At 71.6% G+C, this 21,096-nt stretch carries 21 protein-coding genes; 10 read left to right on the top strand and 11 right to left on the bottom strand.

All coding sequences use genetic code 11. From position 1 onward, the window contains the following. Positions 1–226: 226 nt before the first annotated feature. Positions 227–1,453, bottom strand: coding sequence for an ROK family protein (locus tag ACSU6L_RS25060; RefSeq protein ID WP_437060229.1), 1,227 nt, complete (start codon positions 1,451–1,453; stop codon positions 227–229). Positions 1,454–1,573: 120 nt separating this feature from the next. Here ACSU6L_RS25060 and ACSU6L_RS25055 point away from each other — a divergent pair, with 120 nt between their 5' ends. The 3 genes from ACSU6L_RS25055 to ACSU6L_RS25045 all read left to right on the top strand — a co-directional run bounded on the left by ACSU6L_RS25055 (position 1,574) and on the right by ACSU6L_RS25045 (position 6,820). Next, positions 1,574–3,022 (top strand): MGH1-like glycoside hydrolase domain-containing protein, encoded by a 1,449-nt coding sequence (locus tag ACSU6L_RS25055; protein ID WP_437060228.1) that lies wholly within the window; start codon positions 1,574–1,576, stop codon positions 3,020–3,022. Beyond that, positions 3,019–4,971 (top strand): amylo-alpha-1,6-glucosidase, encoded by a 1,953-nt coding sequence (locus tag ACSU6L_RS25050; protein WP_437060226.1) that lies wholly within the window; start codon positions 3,019–3,021, stop codon positions 4,969–4,971. The genes ACSU6L_RS25055 and ACSU6L_RS25050 overlap by 4 nt, the downstream gene beginning before the upstream one ends. Positions 4,972–5,152: 181 nt before the next feature. Further along, a complete protein-coding gene (locus ACSU6L_RS25045; protein ID WP_437060224.1) occupies positions 5,153–6,820 on the top strand; it encodes a CDP-alcohol phosphatidyltransferase in 1,668 nt (555 codons plus the stop codon). Here the strand turns inward: ACSU6L_RS25045 and dusB are convergent, their stop codons facing one another. After that, positions 6,821–7,960 carry a tRNA dihydrouridine synthase DusB gene (gene dusB / locus ACSU6L_RS25040; protein WP_437060222.1) on the bottom strand — a complete coding sequence of 380 codons (1,140 nt, stop codon included), beginning with the start codon at positions 7,958–7,960 and terminating at the stop codon, positions 6,821–6,823. Positions 7,961–8,037: 77 nt separating this feature from the next. On the opposite strand from dusB, the gene ACSU6L_RS25035 reads away from it, so the two are divergent. Beyond that, positions 8,038–9,480: an MFS transporter gene (locus tag ACSU6L_RS25035; protein WP_437060220.1), complete on the top strand. Its 1,443-nt coding sequence runs from the start codon at positions 8,038–8,040 to the stop codon at positions 9,478–9,480. 37 nt (positions 9,481–9,517) lie between these two features. Here the strand turns inward: ACSU6L_RS25035 and ACSU6L_RS25030 are convergent, their stop codons facing one another. The 4 genes from ACSU6L_RS25030 to ACSU6L_RS25015 all read right to left on the bottom strand — a co-directional run bounded on the left by ACSU6L_RS25030 (position 9,518) and on the right by ACSU6L_RS25015 (position 13,339). After that, positions 9,518–10,138: a TetR family transcriptional regulator gene (locus tag ACSU6L_RS25030; protein WP_437060218.1), complete on the bottom strand. Its 621-nt coding sequence runs from the start codon at positions 10,136–10,138 to the stop codon at positions 9,518–9,520. A 25-nt stretch (positions 10,139–10,163) separates the two neighbouring features. Beyond that, positions 10,164–11,180: an aldo/keto reductase gene (locus tag ACSU6L_RS25025; RefSeq protein ID WP_437060216.1), complete on the bottom strand. Its 1,017-nt coding sequence runs from the start codon at positions 11,178–11,180 to the stop codon at positions 10,164–10,166. Between the two features lie 80 nt (positions 11,181–11,260). Beyond that, positions 11,261–11,872, bottom strand: a complete 612-nt coding sequence (locus ACSU6L_RS25020) for a LysE family translocator (protein ID WP_437060215.1) — start codon at positions 11,870–11,872, stop codon at positions 11,261–11,263. 84 nt (positions 11,873–11,956) lie between these two features. Continuing rightward, positions 11,957–13,339 carry a glycine--tRNA ligase gene (locus ACSU6L_RS25015; RefSeq protein WP_073938647.1) on the bottom strand — a complete coding sequence of 461 codons (1,383 nt, stop codon included), beginning with the start codon at positions 13,337–13,339 and terminating at the stop codon, positions 11,957–11,959. A 174-nt stretch (positions 13,340–13,513) separates the two neighbouring features. On the opposite strand from ACSU6L_RS25015, the gene ACSU6L_RS25010 reads away from it, so the two are divergent. From ACSU6L_RS25010 to ACSU6L_RS24995, 4 genes are read left to right on the top strand one after another with little or no spacing between them, the layout of a single operon-like run. Beyond that, the gene (locus ACSU6L_RS25010) at positions 13,514–14,494 is read left to right on the top strand and encodes a zinc ABC transporter substrate-binding protein (protein WP_437060213.1); all 981 of its coding nucleotides are present in this window, start codon (positions 13,514–13,516) and stop codon (positions 14,492–14,494) included. Positions 14,495–14,532: 38 nt separating this feature from the next. Beyond that, positions 14,533–15,303, top strand: a complete 771-nt coding sequence (locus ACSU6L_RS25005; protein ID WP_437060211.1) for a metal ABC transporter ATP-binding protein — start codon at positions 14,533–14,535, stop codon at positions 15,301–15,303. Beyond that, positions 15,303–16,205, top strand: a complete 903-nt coding sequence (locus ACSU6L_RS25000) for a metal ABC transporter permease (protein WP_437060209.1) — start codon at positions 15,303–15,305, stop codon at positions 16,203–16,205. Before ACSU6L_RS25005 ends, ACSU6L_RS25000 begins: the two co-directional genes overlap by 1 nt. 60 nt (positions 16,206–16,265) lie before the next feature. Next, positions 16,266–16,688, top strand: coding sequence for a Fur family transcriptional regulator (locus tag ACSU6L_RS24995; RefSeq protein WP_437060207.1), 423 nt, complete (start codon positions 16,266–16,268; stop codon positions 16,686–16,688). 27 nt (positions 16,689–16,715) lie between these two features. On the opposite strand, the gene ACSU6L_RS24990 is transcribed toward ACSU6L_RS24995, so the two are convergent. From ACSU6L_RS24990 to ACSU6L_RS24970, 5 genes are all read right to left on the bottom strand, one after another. After that, positions 16,716–17,081: a hypothetical protein gene (locus ACSU6L_RS24990; protein WP_437060205.1), complete on the bottom strand. Its 366-nt coding sequence runs from the start codon at positions 17,079–17,081 to the stop codon at positions 16,716–16,718. Continuing rightward, positions 17,078–17,911 (bottom strand): isoprenyl transferase, encoded by an 834-nt coding sequence (locus tag ACSU6L_RS24985; RefSeq protein WP_437060203.1) that lies wholly within the window; start codon positions 17,909–17,911, stop codon positions 17,078–17,080. The genes ACSU6L_RS24990 and ACSU6L_RS24985 overlap by 4 nt, the downstream gene beginning before the upstream one ends. Positions 17,912–17,944: 33 nt before the next feature. Beyond that, complete coding sequence (gene recO / locus ACSU6L_RS24980) at positions 17,945–18,691, bottom strand: DNA repair protein RecO (protein WP_073938640.1); 747 nt, start codon at positions 18,689–18,691, stop codon at positions 17,945–17,947. 67 nt (positions 18,692–18,758) lie between these two features. Next, positions 18,759–19,373: a DUF1266 domain-containing protein gene (locus ACSU6L_RS24975; RefSeq protein ID WP_437060200.1), complete on the bottom strand. Its 615-nt coding sequence runs from the start codon at positions 19,371–19,373 to the stop codon at positions 18,759–18,761. 44 nt (positions 19,374–19,417) lie between these two features. Beyond that, positions 19,418–19,642 (bottom strand): hypothetical protein, encoded by a 225-nt coding sequence (locus ACSU6L_RS24970; RefSeq protein ID WP_437060199.1) that lies wholly within the window; start codon positions 19,640–19,642, stop codon positions 19,418–19,420. A gap of 276 nt (positions 19,643–19,918) precedes the next feature. On the opposite strand from ACSU6L_RS24970, the gene ACSU6L_RS24965 reads away from it, so the two are divergent. Together ACSU6L_RS24965 and ACSU6L_RS24960 are read left to right on the top strand one after the other, a co-directional pair. Further along, the gene (locus ACSU6L_RS24965; RefSeq protein WP_073938638.1) at positions 19,919–20,446 is read left to right on the top strand and encodes a hypothetical protein; all 528 of its coding nucleotides are present in this window, start codon (positions 19,919–19,921) and stop codon (positions 20,444–20,446) included. Between the two features lie 115 nt (positions 20,447–20,561). Continuing rightward, entirely contained in the window at positions 20,562–21,041 is a 480-nt protein-coding gene (locus ACSU6L_RS24960) for a cupin domain-containing protein (RefSeq protein WP_437060196.1), read from the top strand. Positions 21,042–21,096 lie beyond the last annotated feature (55 nt).

Below are 21,096 nucleotides of genomic sequence, written 5' to 3'. Positions count from 1 at the left end.
CCACCTTCACAGAGCGGGTTTTTCGCTCATGTGAGCGGCCTCCGGCACGTCTGATTTCGATCGATGAACGATCAAGGGGTGGCACTGAGTGCCACCCCTTGGAGAAGTGCAGTCGCCCATGATCCGCTCATCTGAGCGCAACCCTTATCAAGGGTGGCGAGAATCACGCTGCCACGAGCCGCCGGATTTCACCATCCGGACGCGTCCCGAGACGGAAAACCGGACGTCACACGCCCATCGCCCGCAGCCGCTCCTCCACCCGTTCGGGCGCGTACAGGTGCTCCACGACCAGCGCCCCGGCCCCCACCAGCGCCGCCCGCTCCCCCAGCCGCGAGGTGACGACCTCCAGACGGGCGGTGGAGCGCGGCAGCGCCCGCTGGTACAGCAGCTCCCGCACGCCTGTCAGGAAGGGAGTTCCGGCCAGATCTCCGGCGATCATCAGCACACCGGGGTTCAGCAGCGTCACCACCGTCGCCAGCACGTCCCCGACTCTGCGCCCCGCCTCCCGGGCCAGCCCGACCGCCTCGGGGTGCCCGGCCGCCAGCAGGTCCCGTACGTCCGAGCCGGACGCCGCCGGCACCCCGCTCTCGGCGAGCCGCCGGGCGACGGCGCCGCCGCTGGCGACGGCCGCGAGACAGCCGTAGGAGCCGCACCTGCACAGCGCGCCCGCGCCCTCCGGGACCCGGATGTGGCCGATGTCCCCGGCGCCGCCGTCGAAGCCCCGGTAGACCGAGCCGTCGACGACGACTCCGGCGCCGATGCCGGTGGAGACCTTGACGAGGACGAACGCCGAGCAGTCCGGCCAGGACGTGCGCTGTTCGCCGTAGGCCATGAGGTTGGCGTCGTTGTCGACCAGGACGGGCACCTCGCCGGTGCCGGTGTGGTCGGTGAAGGCCCTGGCCAGGCGGCCCCGTATGTCGTAGCCGTCCCAGCCGGGCATGATCGGTGGCTGGACGACCCGGCCGGTGCCGTTGTCGACCGGGCCCGGCACGGCCAGCCCGATGCCGCAGACCATGTCGGCCCGGTGCCCGGCCTTCTCCAGCAGTTCGGCGAACCAGCGGCCCAGCTCGCCGAGGACCGCCTCGGGGCCGTCCTCGATGACGAGGGTGCCGGTGTGCTCGGCGTGGATCTCGCCGGTGAGCGAGAGGACGGCGGCGCGGGCGTGCCGGGTGTCGAGGTCGGCGGCGAGGACCACGGCGTGTTCGTCGTCGAACTCCAGCGTGATGGAGGGGCGGCCGCCCAGCGGGGAGTCCACGGGTCCGCCGGCGCCCTCGCGCAGCCAGCCCGCGCGGAACAGCCGGTCCAGGCGCTGGCCGACGGTGGCCCGGGACAGCCCGGTGACCTGCTGGAGCGCGCCCCGTGTGGTGGCGCGGCCGCTCCGCACCAGCTCGAGCAGATCGCCGGCACTCGCCTGGCCGCCGCCCTTTCCGGTCCTTCCCGGCCGTCCGGTCATGCGCACCCCCTTGTGTTTCTCAAGCCTGCATTACATATTGAGTTTTGCGTGTTAAATAGACGTAACTCTATGGTGGCCAAGACCGAACCGGTCGGCCGGACGCCTTTCGGGGAGCCCCGAGTGGATCGCACCGCCCAACTGACCGTCCCCGGCGCCGAGCGCGCCGTCGCATACGATCCGCCGCCGGGCCCGCACGCGCCGCCGTACGCCGGCGCCGCTCGGGTCCTGGAGCAGAACTGGACGGGCACCTCCACCGTGCCCTCACACAGCCTGTACCCGCACCAGTGGTCGTGGGACTCCGCGTTCATCGCGATCGGGCTGCGGCACCTGTCCCCGTTACGGGCGCAGACGGAGCTGGAGACACTGCTCGCCGCCCAGTGGCGCGACGGGCGGATCCCGCACATCGTCTTCAACCCCTCCGTCCCGCTCGACGCCTACTTCCCGAGCCCCGACTTCTGGCGCTCGTCGGCGGCGGGGCGCGCCGCGGGCGCCCCGCGCACCGTACAGACGTCGGGCATCGTGCAGCCACCGGTGCACGCGCTGGCCGCGTGGCTGGTGCACCGCGCCGACCCGGTGCTGTCGCGGGCGCGCGGCTTCCTCGCCGGGGTGTATCCGCGGCTGGCGGCCTGGCACCGCTATCTGCTGCACCGGCGCGACCTGGGCGGCGGCGGGCTCGCCTCGGTCGTCCACCCGTGGGAGCAGGGCATGGACAACAGCCCCTGCTGGGACGCCCCGCTCGCCCGGGTCACCCCGGCCCCGGCCCGCTCCTTCCGCCGCGCCGACCTCGACCACGGCGCCGCCGAGGACCGGCCGACGGACCTGGACTACGGCCGCTACGTACGGCTGGCGGCGGACTACCGGGACCGGGGGTACAGGGACGGGACGGGCGGGAGGCAGGGGGACGGGACGGGCGGGAGGCAGGGGGACGGTCCCGGCGACTTCGCCGTGGAGGACCCGGCGTTCAACGCCCTGCTCATCGCCTCCGAGCACGCGCTGGCCCGGATCGCCGCGGAACTGGGCGCCGCCGGCACCGCCCGCCGCGCCCGCGCGGAACAGCTGACGCAGGCGCTGGTCGACCGGCTCTACGACCCCGGCCGCTCGATGTTCTTCTGCCGCGACGTCCGCACCGGTGAGCTCATCCCCGAGCGCGGCGTGTCCGGCCTGATCCCGCTGCTCCTGCCCACCCTGCCCCGCGCCGTCGCCGACGCCCTGGTGCGCACCCTCACCGGCCCGCACTTCGGCCTCGGCGGCACCACCCGGCTGGTGCCGAGCTACGACCTGCTCGGCGAGGCCTTCGACCGGCACCGGTACTGGCGGGGCCCGGCCTGGTTCAACACGAGCTGGCTGGTGGAGCGGGGGCTGCGCGTCCACGGCGAGCGGGAGCGGGCCGACGCGCTGCGCACGGCGCTCGTCGACCTCGCGGACACCTCCGGGTTCGCCGAGTACGTGGACCCGTACACCGGCGAGGCCTGCGGCACGACCGGCTTCGGCTGGACCGCCGCGCTCGCCCTCGACCTGTCGCACGACCAGAACGCCAGCAGTGAACTCAGGGGAGGGGACCGAGGATGACGGACCGGCATCATCCGCTCGTGCACGGCGGGACGTTCGCCGCCGTGGGCGACGGCGGCGACATCAGTGGCGTCCGCGGCGGCGGCACGGGGCGGCCGGGCCTCCCCGACGGGCTGTTCGTGCGGGACGCCCGGCATCTGAGCCGGTGGCAGCTCACCGTCGACGGCGCGGTGCCGGAGACGCTGTCCCCGGTGGGCGACGGGGACATCGCGCGCTGTGTCCTGGTCCCGCGCGGCGGCCGTCAGGAGCCGCCGGCCTACACGCTCTTCCGGGAACAGGCCGTCGGCGACGGCTCGTTCGTGGAGCGGGTGCGCGTCACCAGCAACCGGCCGGTGCCGACCACGGTCCGGCTCGCCATCACCGCCGACGCGGACTTCACCGACCAGTTCGAGCTGCGCTCCGACCACCGCACCTACCCCAAGCCGGGTGCCGTCCGCCGCCGCGTCGTCCTCGGCCACGGGCTGGAGTTCACCTACCAGCGCGGCGAGTGGCGGTCGTGCACGACGGTCACGGCGGACCCCTCGCCGGACGCGGTCGAGGAGACCGGCACCGGTGCCCGGCGCCTGGTGTGGACCCTCGAACTGGAGCCGCACGGCACGGCCGAGCTGACCCTGCGGGTGGTGGCCCGCCCGCACGGCGAGCGGCGGGCGCTGCGGGTGCCCCGCTCCCCCGCCGCCGTCGGCGAGCAGCTGGGCGCGCTGGAGGAGCGGTTCTTGGAGGGCGTGGCGTTCCCGACCGGCTGGCCGGAGCTGGCGGCGGCCTGTGCGCGCGGTCTCGCGGACCTCGCGGCGCTGCAGATCCCGGCGACCGGCCCGGACGGTGAGGATCTGCGGGTCCCGGCGGCCGGCGCGCCCTGGTTCCTGGCGCTGCTGGGCCGGGACGCCCTGCTGACCGCCCTGTTCGCGCTGCCGTACCGCCCGCAGCTGGCGGCGGCCGTGCTGCCCGCGCTCGCCGCGACCCAGGCCGCCGAGGCGCACCCGGGTTCGGTGGCGCAGCCGGGCAAGATCGTGCACGAGGTGCGGTACGGCGAGCTGGCGCACTTCGGGCAGGTGCCGTTCGGCCGGTACTACGGCTCGGTGGACGCCACCCCGCTCTTCCTGGTGCTGCTCGGCGCGTACGTCGAGCAGACCGGGGACACGGCCCTGGCCCGCCGCCTGGAACCGCACGCCCGCGCGGCGGTCGGCTGGATGCTGGACCACGGCGGGCTGACCTCGCGCGGCTATCTCGTCTACCGCGCCGACCAGGGCGGCCTCGTCAACCAGAACTGGAAGGACTCCCCCGGCGCGATCTGCTGGGCAGACGGCACCCGGGCGAGCGGCCCGGTGATGGCGGCGGGCGCGCAGGGGTACGCGTACGACGCGCTGCGCCGCACGGCCCAGCTCGCCCGCGCGATCTGGGCGGACGCAACCTACGCGGCGCTCCTGGAGCAGGCGGCCGCTGATCTGCGGGACCGCTTCCAGCGGGAGTTCTGGATGCCGGACCGGTCCTTCCCGGCGCTGGCGCTGGACGGCGAGGGCCATCAGGTGGACGCGCTCGCCTCGGACGCCGGGCATCTGCTGTGGTCGGGGCTGCTGGACAAGGAGTACGGGGAGGTCGTCGGACGGCGGCTGGTCGAGGAGGACTTCTTCTCCGGCTGGGGTGTGCGCACCCTGGCGGCGGGCCAGCCGGCGTTCCACCCGCTGTCGTACCACCGGGGTTCGGTGTGGCCGCACGACAACGCGCTGATCGCCCTCGGTCTGGCCCGCTACGGCCTGCACGACGAGGCCCGCACGGTGGCGCACGCGCTCGTCGACGCGGCGAGCGCGTCCGGTGGCCGGCTGCCGGAGGTGCTGGCGGGGTACGGGCGTGACATTCATTCCGAGCCGGTGCCGTATCCGCACGCGTGTGTGCGGGAGTCGCGGTCCGCGGCAGCGCCTCTCGCGTTGCTGACCGCGGTGGGGGGCGTCTGAGGGCTCGGGTGCGGAGGTCGTCCCGCGGGTGCGGGTGCGTGGGGCCGGCCGCGCGGTTCCCCGCGCACCTCGGGGCCGTCGCGTTGAACGCCGGGCGGGAACGGGCCGTACGTCATGGCGGCGGACCCGTTTCCCCCACGCCGGGTCCGCCGCCAGACCCGTGCGTACGGAAGGACTCTGGGTGTCCGTCTTCACCCGATGGCGTGCTGCGCACCCCACCGCCACTCGCGTACTGGACCGGACGCTCACCGTCCTGTCGGTCGCGCTCGTGCTGTTCGCCCTGCTGCTGCCGAACACCGTGCGGGCGTTGACCCCCGGTACGTTCCTCCGCATCCCCGTGGAGGCGATCGTCGGGGCCGCGCTGCTGCTGGCGCTGCCGCGCCGGCCCCGGCTGGCGGCGGCGGTGTGCGCCGGGCTGGCGCTGGCCGCGCTGACGGTGCTGAACCTGCTGGACATGGGGTTCCAGGAGTACCTGGGCCGGGGCTTCAACCTGGTCCTGGACTGGGAACTCCTCGACGACGCGCAGTCGTACGCCGGGGACACGATGGGCGAGGCGGGCGCGCTCGGGCTGGCCGTCGGGGCGGTGGTCCTCGTGCTGCTGCTGTGCGCGCTGCTCACGCTGTCCGTGGTCCGGGTGGCGGGGCTGCTGGTCCGGCATCGCACGGTCGCCGTGCGGTCGACGCTGGCCGCCACCGTCGTATGGACCGTGACTGGCGCGCTGGGCGTGCAGCTCGCCGGGGCACCGGTCGTCTCCGACCACGCGTCGGCGCTGGTGCGCGGCCAGACGGAACGGGTGCGGGCCACGCTGCGGGACGAGGCCGCGTTCGCGCGGGAGGCGAAGTCGGACGCGTTCGGCGCGACCCCGCCCGCGGAGCTCGTCCCGGATCTGCGCGGCAAGGACATGATCTTCACGTTCATCGAGAGCTACGGCCGCAGCGCGATCGAGGACCCGGCGATCCGGCCCGGTGTCCACCGCACCCTGGACGCGAGCACCGAGGAGCTGGCGAAGGCGGGGTTCCGGGCGAAGAGCGGCTGGCTGACGTCGGCGACGTACGGCGGCAGCAGCTGGCTCGGCCACTCCACCTTCCTGTCGGGCCTGTGGATCGCCAACCAACAGCGGTACCGCACGGCGACGTCCAGCGACCACCTCACGCTCACCAAGGCGTTCCGGAAGACGGGGGCGTGGCGGACGGTCGGGGTCATGCCGGGGGTGCAGAAGGCCTGGCCGGAGGCGGAGTTCTACGGCCTCGACAAGGTGTACAACGCGTTCCAGCTCGGCTACCGGGGGCCGAAGTTCAGCTGGTCGACGATGCCGGACCAGTACGCGCTGGAGGCGTTCCAGCGGCTGGAGCACGGCAAGAAGCGGGACAAGCCGCTGATGGCGGAGGTCATCCTCACCTCCAGCCACCAGCCGTGGGCGCCGATCCCGGAGATGGTCGGCTGGGACGAGCTGGGCGACGGGCGGATCTTCGAGGGCATCGAGAAGCGGGGCGCCGACCCGGCGGACGTGGTCGCCAGCTCCGCGCGCTCCAAGGAGGAGTACGGCAAGTCGGTCCAGTACTCGGTGACCAGCCTCACCGAGTGGCTGCGGCGCTACGGCGGTGACGACACCGTCCTGGTCTTCCTCGGCGACCACCAGCCGATCGCCCGGGTCAGCGGCGACGACGCGAGCCGGGACGTGCCGGTGTCCATCGTCGCGAAGGACCCGGAGGTGCTGGAGAAGATCGCCGACTGGGGCTGGACGGACGGTCTGGAACCGGCCGGGGACGCGCCGGTGTGGAAGATGAGCGCGTTCCGGGACCGGTTCCTGACGGCGTACGGCTCGACGCCCTCGGGGAAGAACGGCTGATCAGCCGCCGGAGGTGTCCAGCTCCGCGTCCTCGCCGACGCCCGCGCAGTCGTACGGGTCCTTCAGCCAGCCGTCGGGCAGCACGACCCGGTTGTTGCCGGAGGTGCGGCCGCGGGGGCCGTCGGCGCCGGCCGGCCAGGACTGGTCGAGGTCCAGTTCGTCGAGCCCGGCGCGCAGCTCCCCCAGGGAGGAGGTGACGGCGAGCCGCTTGCGCATCTCGGAGCCGACGGCGAAGCCCTTGAGGTACCAGGCGACGTGCTTGCGGAAGTCGACGACGCCCTTGGACTCGTCGCCGATCCACTCGCCGAGCAGGCGGGCGTGCCGGACCATGACGTCGGCGACCTCGCGCAGAGCGGGCCTGCGGTAGTCGTCCCGGCCTTCGAAGGCGGCCACCAGGTCGGCGAACAGCCACGGCCGGCCCAGGCAGCCGCGCCCGACGACGACGCCGTCGCAGCCGGTCTCGCGGACCATCCGCAGCGCGTCCTCGGCCGACCAGATGTCACCGTTGCCGAGCACCGGAATCTCCGGGACGTGCTCCTTCAGCCGGGCGATGGCGTCCCAGTCGGCGGTGCCGCCGTAGTGCTGGGCGGCGGTGCGGCCGTGCAGGGCGATGGCGGTGACGCCCTCCTCGACGGCGATCCGGCCGGCGTCGAGGTAGGTGATGTGGTCGTCGTCGATGCCCTTGCGCATCTTCATGGTGACGGGGAGGTCCCCGGCGCCGCTGACGGCCTCGCGGAGGATCGCGCGGAGCAGGTTGCGCTTGTACGGGAGGGCGGAGCCGCCGCCCTTGCGGGTGACCTTCGGCACCGGGCAGCCGAAGTTGAGGTCGATGTGGTCGGCGAGGTCCTCCTCCGCGATCATGCGGACGGCCTTGCCGACGGTGGCCGGGTCCACGCCGTACAGCTGGATGGAGCGGGGCTGCTCGGTGGGGTCGAAGGTGACCAGCTGCATGGTCTTCTCGTTGCGTTCGACCAGCGCCCGGGTGGTGATCATCTCGCTGACGAACAGCCCCTTGCCGCCGCTGAACTCCCTGCACAGGGTGCGGAAGGGCGCGTTGGTGATGCCCGCCATGGGGGCCAGGACGACGGGCGGCTGAACGGTGTGCGGACCGATCCGCAGCGGCTGTGTGGGCGTGGACATTCCTCCATTGTGCCGCGCAATGAGCCGGCAAAATTCTTTAGTTAGCCGCACTATCGAACTCGTCGTACGATGGACGCATGCCCGAGCTCAGCCGCCGCCGACGTCTGCTCGTGCTCGCGATCTGCTGTATGAGCCTGCTGATCGTGAGCCTCGACAACACCGTGCTGAACGTAGCGCTCCCCGTCCTCCAGCGCGACCTGCACGCCTCCACGGCCGGTCTGCAGTGGACGATCGACGCCTACACCCTGGTGCTGGCCGTGCTGCTGATGCTCGCCGGGTCCACGGCCGACCGGATCGGCCGCAAGCGGGTCTTCCTGGCCGGGCTGGTCGTCTTCACCATCGGCTCCGCGCTGTGCTCCGTCGCGCCGAACCTGGACGCGCTGATCGCGTTCCGGATGGTCCAGGCGGTGGGCGGCTCCATGCTCAACCCGGTCGCCATGTCGATCATCACCAACACCTTCACGGACCCCCGCGAGCGGGCCCGCGCGATCGGCGTCTGGGGTGCGGTGGTCGGTATCTCGATGGCCGCCGGGCCGCTGGTCGGCGGACTGCTGGTGGAGTCGGTGGGCTGGCGGGCGATCTTCTGGATCAATCTGCCGGTGGGGCTCGCCGCCCTGCTCCTGACCCTGCGGTACGTGCCGGAGTCCCGGGCGGCGAAGGCCCGCCGGACGGACCCCGTCGGCCAGCTGCTGGTGATCGTGCTGTTCGGCGGACTGACGTACGCGATCATCGAGGCGCCCGCGGCCGGGTTCGCGGCGGTGCTGCCGTTCGCGGTGGCGGCGGCCGCGCTGATCGGGCTGCTGGGGTACGAGCCCCGGCGTGCCGAACCCCTCATCGACCTGCGCTTCTTCCGGTCGGCGCCGTTCAGCGGGGCGACGGTGATCGCGATAGCGGCGTTCGCCGCGCTGGGCGGATTCCTCTTCCTGTCCACGCTGTACCTGCAGAACGTCCGCGGGCTGGACGCGCTGCACGCCGGACTGTGGATGCTGCCGATGGCCGTACCGACCTTCCTGTGCGCGCCCCTGTCCGGCCGTCTGGTCGGCAGCCGGGGCCCGCGGCTGCCCCTGCTGATCGCGGGGATCACCATGACGGCCAGCGCGGTGCTCTTCGCGGCGTTCGCGGCGGAGACGTCGAACACCGGCCTCTTCCTCGGCTACCTCCTGTTCGGCGTGGGCTTCGGTTTCGTGAACGCGCCGATCACCAACACGGCGGTCTCCGGCATGCCGCGCGCCCAGGCCGGTGTGGCCGCCGCCATCGCCTCCACCAGCCGGCAGCTCGGCCAGACACTCGGGGTCGCCGTGGTGGGCGCGGTCCTCGCGGCGGGCGTGGGCGCCTCGGCGTACCCGGACGCGTTCGTCACGGCGGCCGTACCCGGCTGGTGGATCCTCGCCGGGTGCGGGCTGGTGGTACTGCTGCTGGGCGCGCTCACCACGGGGCGGTGGGCCCGTGGGACCGCGGAGCGGGCGGCTGAGAGGCTGGCGTCCGAGGAGATCCGGGAGGCGGCGAGGACCTCCGCGTGAGCGGTCGCCGTGCCGGGGACCCGCCCGGGGACGCGCCTCAGGGGGTGTCCTGTATCGCGGTGCCCCGTATCGCGGTCCGCAGCCCCCGCACCACCAGCTCCACCACGGCCTCGAACTCCGTCTCGACGCCGGGCCGCTTCCACTCGTCGGCGTAGCACGGGTCGTGGAAGCGGCCGGTGGCGTGGAAGACCGCGCGGGCGGTGGTGGCGGGGTCGGCGGCGGTGAGGGTGCCGGTCTCGACGCCGTCGCGGATGATCGCGGTCAGCTGGGCGGTGAGGTCGGCGATGTGCTCGGGGACCGCCTCGCCGCTCTCGCCGGTCAGGACCATGTACGTGGCGAACAGCTCGGGGTCGTCGCCCGCCTTGCGGCGCTTGGCGTCGAACAGGGCCCGCAGCCAGGCCCGCAGCCGCTCCTCCGGGTCACGGTCCGCGGCGGCGATGCCGGCCAGCGCCTCGGACGTACGGTCCAGCCAGCGCTTGGTCACGGCCTCCCGCAGGGCCGCCTTGGTGCGGAAGTGCCGGTAGACGCTGCCGTGGCTGACGCCGAGCGCGCGGGCCACGTCCAGCACGGTGGCCTTGGCCGGGCCGTGGCGGCGCAGCACCTCCTCGGTGGCCTCGAGGATGCGCTCGGCGGTCAGGGTCTCGCTGGTCGGTGCCATGAGGTGACGGTACCCGGCGGGTGGTTCACCGCTCGCTGTCGAGGTGTTCCATCTGGGACTCGGGGTAGCGCGCGCCGGCCGCCGCGTCGGCGGGTACGGCCTCCTCGACGGCCGCGAGGTCGGCGGCGTCCAGGGCCACGTCCAGGGCGCCCAGGGCCTCGGTCAGCCGGTTCCGGCTGCGGGCGCCGACCAGCGGCACGATGTCGTCTCCCCGGGACAGCACCCAGGCGATGGCGATCTGCGCGACGGAGACGCCCTTCTCCTCGGCGATCTTCCGCAGCGCCTCGACGAGCCGCAGGTTGTGCTGGAGGTTGTCGCCCTGGAAGCGGGGCGACAGGGCCCGGAAGTCGTTCGCGGCGAGCTGCCGGTCGGCGGTGAAGTGGCCGGAGATCAGGCCGCGCGAGAGGACGCCGTAGGCGGTGATGCCGATGCCCAGTTCCCTGGTGACCGGCAGGATCCGGTCCTCGATGCCGCGCGAGATCAGGGAGTACTCGATCTGGAGGTCGGCGATGGGCGCGGTGGCGGCGGCCCGGCGGACGGTGTCGGCGCCGACCTCGCTCAGGCCGATGTGGCGGACGTACCCCTGCTCGACCAGTTCGGCGATGGCACCGACGGTCTCCTCGACGGGCACGGAGGGGTCGAGGCGGGCGAGCCGGTACACGTCGAGGTGGTCGACGCCGAGGCGCTGGAGCGAGTACGCGGCGAAGTTCTTCACGGCTTCCGGCCGGCCGTCGTAACCGAGCCAGCTGCCGTCCGGGCCGCGCAGCGCGCCGAACTTCACGCTCACCCGCGCCTGCTCGCGCAGGGCCGTGGGGGCGGTGCGCAGGGCCTCGCCGACGAGCAGTTCGTTGTGGCCCATGCCGTAGAAGTCGCCGGTGTCGAGGAGGGTGACGCCCGCTTCGAGCGCGGCGTGGACGGTCGCGATGGATTCGGCCCGGTCGGAGTCGCCGTACAGCGCGGACATGCCCATGCAGCCGAGGCCGAGGGCGGAGACCTGGGGGCCGGTGGTGCCGAGAGTGCGGGTGGGGATCGTCGTCGTCATGCGTCCACCATGGCATGACGACTGACAGATTTCAATATCTGTCAGTCGATACTTGTCATCCGGATCGCCGGGCAGCCATGTCACCTGTCAGCCGTCAGCAGCTTCGCCCCCAGCGCCATGAACGACCCCGCGAAGCCGCGCCGCAGCCACGTCATGACCTGGGAGCGGGAGGTGATCCGCCGTCGCACGGAGGCGGCGAGCACGCCGTACACCGCGAAGACGACGAAGGTGACGAGCATGAAGACGCCGCCGAGGGCGAGCATGCGGGGCAGGGCGCGCGGCTCGCCGGGGTCGACGAACTGGGGCAGGAACGCGAAGAAGAACATCGTCAGCTTGGGGTTGAGGAGGTTGATCAGCACTCCCCGGACGATCGTCCGGCCCGCCGAGACCGGCATCGTCCCGCTTTCGACGCCGAGCGCGTCCTTGTCCCGCAGGGTGGCCCAGGCCGTGTAGAGGAGGTAGGCGACACCGGCGTACTTGAGGATCTGGAAGGCCGTGGCGCTGGCGTGCAGCAGCGCCGCCGCGCCGGTGACGGTGGCCAGCAGGTGCGGCACGATCCCGAGCGTGCAGCCGAACGCCGCGACGACGCTCGCCCGGCGGCCCCGGGAAAGGCCGGCGGCGAGGGTGTAGACGACGCCGGTGCCGGGGGTGGCGACGACGATCAGGGCGGTGAGGAGGAACGCGATGCTCATGGATCCCACCCTGGAAGCGCGAAGGCCCCCGATACAGGACCAATCGAGGATCCGTATCGGGGGCCAGTGCGAAGGTGCGGAGGGTCAGCAGCCGATCAGGCGGCCGGCCAGGTAGCCCTCGATCTGGTCGAGGGAAACCCGCTCCTGCTTCATCGTGTCGCGCTCACGGACGGTGACCGCGTTGTCCTCGAGGGTGTCGAAGTCGACGGTGACGCAGTACGGCGTGCCGATCTCGTCCTGGCGGCGGTAGCGGCGGCCGATGGCACCGGCGTCGTCGAACTCGATGTTCCAGTGCTGGCGCAGGGCCTGGGCGAGGCCCTTGGCCTTCGGGGACAGCTCCGCGTTGCGGGACAGCGGCAGGACCGCGACCTTCACCGGGGCCAGGCGGTGGTCCAGGCGGAGCACCGTGCGCTTCTCCATCTTGCCCTTGGCGTTGGGCGCCTCGTCCTCGACGTAGGCGTCGAGGAGGAAGGCCAGCATGGTGCGGCCGACACCGGCCGCGGGCTCGATGACGTACGGCGTCCAGCGCTCGCCGGCCTCCTGATCGTAGTAGGAGAGGTCCTGGCCGGAGGCCTTGGAGTGGGCGCCGAGGTCGTAGTCGGTGCGGTTGGCGACACCCTCCAGCTCGCCCCACTCGCTGCCGCCGAACTGGAAGCGGTACTCGATGTCGGCGGTGCGCTTGGAGTAGTGGGAGAGCTTCTCCTGCGGGTGCTCGTACCAGCGCATGTTCTCTTCACGCAGGCCCAGGCCGGTGTACCAGTTCCAGCGCTGCTCCATCCAGTACTCCTGCCACTTCTCGTCCTCGCCCGGCTTGACGAAGAACTCCATCTCCATCTGCTCGAACTCGCGGGTGCGGAAGATGAAGTTGCCGGGCGTGATCTCGTTGCGGAAGGACTTGCCCATCTGGGCGATACCGAACGGCGGCTTCTTGCGCGAGGTGACGTGCACCTGGGCGAAGTTGGTGAAGATGCCCTGGGCGGTCTCGGGGCGCAGGTAGGCGATGGAGCCGGAGTCCTGGGTCGGGCCGAGGTGGGTGGACAGCAGACCGGAGAACTGCTTGGGCTCGGTGAACTGGCCCTTGTTGCCGCAGTTCGGGCAGTTGATGTCGGCGAGGCCGTTCTCGGGGGCGCGGCCCTTCTTCTCCTCGTACGCCTCCTCCAGGTGGTCCGCGCGGAACCGCTTGTGGCAGGAGGTGCACTCGGTCAGCGGGTCCGTGAAGGTCGCGACGTGGCCGGAGGCGACCCACACCTCGGGGGCCAGGATCACGGAGGAGTCGATACCGACGACGTCCTCGCGCGACGTCACCATGTAGCGCCACCACTGGCGCTTGATGTTCTCCTTGAGCTCGACACCCAGCGGCCCGTAGTCCCAGGCGGCGCGCTGACCGCCGTAGATCTCACTGCAGGGGAAAACGAAGCCACGGCGCTTGCTCAGGCTGACGATGGTGTCGATCTTGTCGGCGGCCACGGTGCTCTCTTCATTACGACGACGGGCGACGAAGCGAGAATGCTTCAGAGCGAATGCTTCAGAGTACCGGCGTGGCCTCCCTCTCAATCAAATCGGTGCCCCTTCCCGCACCGCTTCCGCGCAGCTCAGGCCGTTTGTTGACAATGGTTTCCATCTTGTCTGAAAATGACTGTCATGAACGTACGACGACAGCACATATCCGGTGTCGCCCTCGCGGCCGCCGCGACCCTCGGCCTCGGCACCCTCACCGCCTGCTCCTCGGATGGCAGCGCCCCGGGCAACACGGACAAGTTCGACGTCGTCGCGTCGTTCTACCCGATGCAGTTCCTCGCCGAGCAGATCGGCGGGGACCACGTGAACGTCACCACCCTCACCGAGCCCGGCCAGGAACCGCACGACCTGGAGCTGAGCACCCGGCAGACCGCGAACCTCCAGGAGGCCGACGCGGTCCTCTACCTCAAGGGCCTGCAGCCCGCCGTCGACGAGGCCGTCGCCCAGGCCGGCGTGCAGACGAAGATCGACGCGGCCGCGCTGACCGAGCTGGAGGACCACGGCGACGTCTCGCACGAGCACGGCGGCGAGGAGCACGCCGGGGAGGAGCCCTCCGAGGAGGAGCACGCCGAGGAGGAGCAGGCCCTCGACCCGCACGTCTGGCTCGACCCCGTGAAGTACGCCGAGATCGCCAAGGGTGTCGGCGCCGCCTTCGAGAAGGCCGACCCGGACCACGCGGCCGACTACGAGAAGAACACCGCCGCGCTGGTCGGCAGGCTGAACGACCTGGACAAGCGGTTCGAGGACGGCCTGAAGGACACCGACACCAAGGTCTTCTTCACCAACCACGCCTCCTTCGGCTACTTCGCCGAGCGCTACGGCCTCACCCAGGAGGCCATCTCCGGCCTCGACCCGGAGTCGGAGCCGAGCCCCGCCCGGATCAAGGAACTCCAGGAGGAGGCCGAGGCCGACGGCGTGACCACCGTCTTCTACGAGACACTGGTGAGCGACAAGACCGCGAAGACGCTCGCGAAGGACGCCGGCCTGAAGACCGACGTGCTCGACCCGCTCGAAGGCATCACCGACAAGTCCGAGGGCGACGACTACTTCCAGGTCATGGAGTCCAACCTCGGCGCGTTGAAGACCGCCCTCGGCGCCAAGTGACCGTCACCGATCCCCACGATCGTTCCAACGGAGGCCTCATGGAGAGCGAGCCCGTCATATCCCTGCGCGGCGTCCGCGCCGAGCTGGGCTCGCGCCCCGTCCTGCGCGGCATCGACCTCCGCGTCTCGCGCGGTGAGGTCGTCGCGCTGCTCGGCGCGAACGGCTCCGGCAAGTCCACGGCCGTGCGCAGCGTGATCGGCCAGGTGCCGGTCAGCGCCGGTGAGATCGAGCTGTTCGGCACGCCCCGCCGGCGGTTCCGGGACTGGGCGCGTGTCGGCTACGTCCCGCAACGCACCACCGCCGCGGGCGGCGTGCCCGCCACGGTGAACGAGGTGGTCTCCTCGGGCCGCCTGGCCCGCACCCGCTTCGGCGTCTTCCGCAAGGCCGACCGGGAGGCCGTACGCCGGGCCCTGGACCTGGTCGGCATGGCGGACCGGGCGGGCGACTCGGTGGGCGCGCTCTCCGGCGGCCAGCACCAGCGGGTGCTGATCGCCCGCGCGCTCGCCGCCGAACCGGAACTGCTGATCATGGACGAGCCGATGGCCGGCGTCGACCTGGCCAGTCAGGAGGTGCTGGCCGCGACCCTGCGCGAACAGGTCGCCCAGGGCGCCACCGTGCTGCTCGTCCTGCACGAACTGGGCCCTCTGGAGCCCCTGATCGACCGGGCGGTGGTGCTGCGCGACGGCTGCGTCCTGCACGACGGCCCGCCCCCGAAGGCGGTCGGCCAGCACGCGCTGCCCGGCCACGACCACGTCCATCCGCACGCGGCTCACGACGCCGAACCGATCCGGACGGGACTGCTGAGCTGATGGAACTCCTGAACTACGACTTCATGCAGCGAGCCCTGCTCGCCGCCGTCCTGGTCGGCATCACCGCCCCCGCGGTCGGCATCTACCTGGTGCAGCGCCGCCAGGCCCTGATGGGCGACGGCATCGGCCACGTCGCCATGACCGGCGTCGGTCTCGGCTTCCTGCTGTCCTGGTCGCCGGTGTGGATGGCGACGCTCGTCTCCGTGCTCGGCGCGGTCCTGATGGAGCTGATCCGCTGGTACGGCAAGACCCGCGGCGACATTGCCCTCGCGATGCTGTTCTACGGCGGCATGGCGGGCGGTGTGATGTTCATCAACCTCGCGCCGACGGGCTCCAACGCGAACCTCACCTCGTACCTCTTCGGCTCGCTCTCCACGGTGTCGGAGTCGGACGTCACCGCGATCTGCGTGCTGGCCGCGTTCGTGGTGCTGGTCACCCTCGGTCTGCGCCGCCAGCTCTTCGCGGTGAGCCAGGACGAGGAGTTCGCCCGGGTGACGGGTCTGCCGGTGCGCGCCCTGAACCTGCTGACGGCGATCACGGCGGCCGTGACCGTGACGGTCGCGATGCGCGTGGTCGGCCTGCTGCTGGTGTCCGCGCTGATGGTGGTGCCGGTGGCCGCCGCCCAGCAGCTGTCCCGCAGCTTCGCGGCGACCTTCGCGATCGCCGTGGGGATCGGGGTGGCCGTGACCGTCGGCGGCACGGCGACCTCGTACTACCAGGACGTGCCGCCCGGCGCGACGATCGTGCTGCTGACCATCGGCGCGTTCGTGGTGCTGACCCTGCTGGCGACCCCGCTCGCCCGGCGCAGAGCACGCGCCGCCGCTGCCGCGCAGCCGGCCGGGGACCCGATGGAATGCGCGATTCCGGCCAGCCGCCGAACCGGGGACGAGATCGGCGTCTGACCCCTGTCAGTCCGGGCTGGCACAATGGCCCGGACTGAAGCACGACGTGAGGAGGAACCGGTGACGACCGCTGGACCGCCTGTGAAGGGCCGCGCCACCCGGCAGCGCGCCGCCGTGGCGGCCGCCCTCGACGAGGTCGACGAGTTCCGCAGCGCGCAGGAACTGCACGACATGCTCAAGCACAAGGGCGACTCCGTCGGACTCACCACGGTCTACCGCACCCTCCAGTCCCTCGCCGAGGCCGGCGAGGTCGACGTGCTGCGCACCTCCGAGGGCGAGGCGGTCTACCGCCGCTGCTCCTCCGGCGAACACCACCACCACCTGGTCTGCCGCGCCTGCGGCAAGGCCGTCGAGGTGGAGGGCCCGGCGGTGGAGACCTGGGCGGAGGCCATCGCCGCCGAGCACGGCTATGTGAACGTGGCGCACACCGTGGAGATCTTCGGCACCTGCGCGGACTGCGCCCGGGCGGCGGCGGAGGACTGAGGGGGCCGCCGCCCTCGCGGGCGTGGTTCAGGGCAGCATGTCGCCGCGGTTCACACAGATGTAGGACCCGTCGTCCGCCCGCCCCACGCTGTCGTACGACCAGCAGTGCAGCATCGGCGCGAGCGTCCACATCCGCAGCGCCATGAGGCCCGCGAGACAGGCGACGGCGATCCACCCCGCGTACGACCGCCGGCCGGCCAGCGCGACGCCCCCCGCGGCCACCAGCGCGGCGAGCACCAGCATCCAGACGACCACCGGGGCCATGTTCTCCCGCAGCCCCGGGAACGACTCCATCTCGATCGTGCCGCCGAACGCGAACAGCACGACCAGCGCGGCGAACGCGAACACGGCGCCCGCCGCACAACCTCGGGCCACGGCGGGCGCTCGGCTCAACTCTGCTCGCCCTCCATGGCCAGCAGCTCCTCGTTCGGGATGGCGCCGCCGAACCGCCGGTCGCGGGAGGCGAACTCGAGGCAGGCCCGCCACAGGTCACGGCGGTCGAAGTCCGGCCACAGCACGTCCTGGAAGACCATCTCGGCGTACGCGCTCTGCCACAGCAGGTAGTTGGAGGTGCGCTGCTCGCCGCTGGGCCGCAGGAACAGGTCCACGTCCGGCATGTCCGGGAAGTACAGGTACTTCGCGACGGTCTTCTCGGTGACCTTGGACGGGTCGAGCCGGCCGGCCCGGACCTCCTCGGCGATGGCCTGCGCAGCGTCGGCGATCTCCGCGCGGCCGCCGTAGTTCATGCAGAAGTACAGGGTGAGCTTGTCGTTGTCCTTGGTCTGCTCCTGGGCGATCTGGAGCTCCTTGGCGACCGACTTCCACAGCTTGGGCATACGGCCCACCCAGCGCACCCGGATGCCCAGCTCGTCGAGCTGGTCGCGGGTCTTGCGGATGAAGTCGCGGTTGAAGTTCATCAGGAAGCGCACCTCGTCGGGCGAGCGCTTCCAGTTCTCGGTGGAGAAGGCGTACAGCGAAATGGCCCCCACACCCATCTCGATCGCGCCCTGGAGCACGTCCAGCACCCGCTCGGCACCGACCTTGTGCCCCTCGGTGCGCGGCAGTCCGCGCTCCTTCGCCCAGCGGCCGTTGCCGTCCATGACGATCGCGACATGGTTCGGCACCAGCTCGCCGGGGAGCTTCGGCGGCCGCGCGCCGGACGGGTGCGGCTCCGGCGTCCTGTACTCGCGGCGCTGGCGCCCCAGGAACCCGCGTACGACCATGTGCGTCTCGTCTCCCTCTTGCTCGCTGTGGTGCTACTTCTCGACGTACCGAAGGGAACGCAGCCCGCGCTCCAGATGCCAGTGCAGGTAGGCGGACACCAGCCCGCTGCCCTCCCGGACGTACCGCGGCTCGCACGCGTCCGCGGTCTCCCAGTCTCCCGTAAGCAGCGCGGAGAGCAGTTCCAGGGTCCGAGGGGAGGGTACGACGCTGCCGGGCACCCGGCAGTCCACGCAGACGGAACCGCCGGAGGCGACCGAGAAGAAGCGGTTCGGACCGGGCATCCCGCACTTCACACAGTCGCTGAAGCTGGGCGCGTAGCCGTTGACGGCCAGGGAGCGCAGCAGGAAGGCGTCGAGCACGAGATGCGGCGCGTGCTCGCCCCGGGCGAGCGTCCGCAGGGCGCCCACCAGCAGCAGGTACTGCTGCACGGCCGGCTCGCCCTCGTGGTCGGTGAACCGCTCGGCGGTCTCCAGCATGGCCGTACCGGCGGTGTACCGGGCGTAGTCGCTGACGATCGCTCCGCCGTACGGCGCGATGGTCTCGCTCTGCGTGCACAGCGGCAGCCCGCGCCCCACCAGCTCACTGCCGCGCGCGAAGAACTGCACGTCGACGTGGGAGAAGGGTTCCAGACGCGCCCCGAACTTCGACTTCGTGCGCCGCACGCCCCGCGCCACCGCGCGTACCCGGCCGTGACCGCGCGTGAGCAGCGTGATGATCCGGTCCGCCTCACCCAGCTTCTGGGTGCGCAGCACGATGCCGTCGTCGCGGAACAGACTCATGGCCTCATTCTCCCGCACGCCGGCACCCCGGTGTGCCGGGTACGGCCAGGGCGCCCGCCCGTTCCGGTCACCGTGTCCGGTCCGGTCGGCGGATGCTGTCCCAGGGCGCCAGGTTCCAGGGGCTCGACCGGTTCACCGGGTCGAGGAGGGAACGCAGATGCGCGTCCGCGGCGGCCTGGGGCGCGGGGAAAGCGACGTCCGGGGTGCGCTGAAGACCGTCCCGCCACACCTGCCGGCCCAGCAGATAGTGATCGGCGTACTCGTGCCAGGAGGCATACGTTCCTGCCACCGCCGGCACGATGTTCTTCAACGCGGTCCAGGCATCGGCCTCGCTGAGCAGACCGCACGCGAAGCCGCGCCGGGAGATGTCGACGTACAGCGCGGCGTCCCAGGCCAGCGGTGCCACGCCGAGCAACCGGTGGGCGTTGGCGCGGTAGCCGGTGGACGCCAGGTCGTCGAGCCGGCCGACCAGTTCGGCACGCGTGGTGATCTCCCACTGGTCGGCCAGCCGGCGCCGGGCGCGGTCGTCGTCGATCCGGGCGGACGGGTACAGGGTGGTCCGCGAGGCGTCGCGGTGCCGGCTCACCGGTGCGCTCAACGACACCATCCACAGCTGGTGCGTGGTGAGCGGAACGGGATACCGGCGTTCCGCCTTCGGCCTTCTCCGACTCCATATCGCCATGCGCCCGCACCCTACGCTGTCGCCCTACGTCGTCCCGCGCCCCGTCAAGGGACCTCTCCCCGGCTGCGCGCGTTGGCGTACGCGGTGGCGGCGCGCAGGCGCTCCGCGGCGGTCGCGAGGCGTACGGTGCCGGGGTCCGCGTCCCACTCCCTCCCGCCGCCGTACGGTCTCAGCTGTACGTAGGGTCCCTCGTGGCCCATCACGATGCCCACCTTTCCGGTGCGGGTGTCGACGACGTACGAGCCGATCGGCGGCTTCGTCGGTGTCATTGGATTCCGGCCTTTTCGTGCGGTTCGCATGTCCTGCGATCGGCGTTCTGCCTCCACTGGCTCCCCTGCGTGATCGGGTTTCACTCTTTCCGTCTCCACCACGACCCGCTCGCCCTAGACTCGACGGGAGCTTGTGCGCGAAGCGCGCCAAGTGCGCTGCGGCGCCGCGAAGTTCGTTCGCGCGGTACGTCCGCCCACCCACCTGCCACCGACATCCGGACGGCACCCCCACGACCACGTTTTGAACGTGTTCAAATTCAGGCGTACGCTGCCGGCATGAGCGATGCGAGCGGTAGAGCCGCCCTCCTGAAGGGCATCCGTGCCTGGTTGGTCCTCTTCGTCGTCTGCCTGGTGCTCAGCGGCGCCACCGCCTTCCCGCTGGTGCACGAACTGCGGTGGGCGGAGAGCGCGCTGCGGGCGCTGTCCGCGCCGGAGTACGCACCCGGCCTGACGCACTGGATCGAGCGGGTGCGGGACGGGCTCGACGCCGTCGACGCGCGCTACCCGTTCGTCCTCTACGGCACCGACTGGCTGGCGTTCGCCCACCTGGTCATCGCGGTCGCCTTCTACGGGCCGTACCGCGACCCGGTCCGCAACATCTGGGTCGTGGAGTTCGGGATGATCGCCTGCGCCGGAATCGTCCCGCTCGCGCTGATCTGCGGGCCGATCCGGGGGATCCCCTTCTGGTGGACGGTGATCGACATGTCGTTCGGGGTGTTCGGGGTGATCCCGCTGTACGTCGTGCGCGAGAAGATCAAGCGGCTGGCGCGGCTCGCCCCGTACACGCCACCGGCGGCCGTCTGAAACTCCGGTCCTACGTCCGGCGTCCTCGGCCCACCGTCCTCTCGGCGGATGCGGGAGCGGGCTCGCGCGGATCAGAGTGGTCCGGCAAACGCACGTGACGATCAAGGGGGACCGCATGTCCTATCCGGAGCCGCGCTATCTGGGTGAGAACGGGGAGATCAGCGCCGTGTTCAGAGGTGCCGACACGCCGCCCGACGTGGTCTCGCCCGGGGGCACCGTCACCCACTACCTGGCGAGCCACGCCACCACGGACGGCGAGTTCGGGCTCTACAAGGTGGACATGGGACCGAAGGCGCCGGGCGCGAAGACGCATTTCCACCGGGCCATCTCCGAGTCGTTCTACGTGCTGTCGGGAGAGCTGCAGCTGTTCGACGGAGAGCGCTGGGTGACCGGGCGTCAGGGCGACTTCCTGTACGTGCCGCCCGGTGGGCTGCACGCCTTCAAGAACGACTCCGACGACCCGGTGTCCATGCTGATGCTGTTCACGCCGGGCGCGCCGCGCGAGGAGTACTTCGAGCGCGTCGCGGAGTTCGCGCAGCGCGGCGGGGAGGAACTCCGGGAGTTCCAGGTGCGGCACGACAGTTACTTCCTCTGAGGTTGACCCTGAGAAGGGACACTGGGGTAAACCCCCGGAGATTTAAGGAAGTTGC

The organism is Streptomyces sp. enrichment culture (assembly GCF_964272855.1).
Lineage (GTDB): Bacteria > Actinomycetota > Actinomycetes > Streptomycetales > Streptomycetaceae > Streptomyces.
Note: the sequence above shows the minus strand (reverse complement) of the source record. Positions and strands in the feature narration are given on the sequence as shown.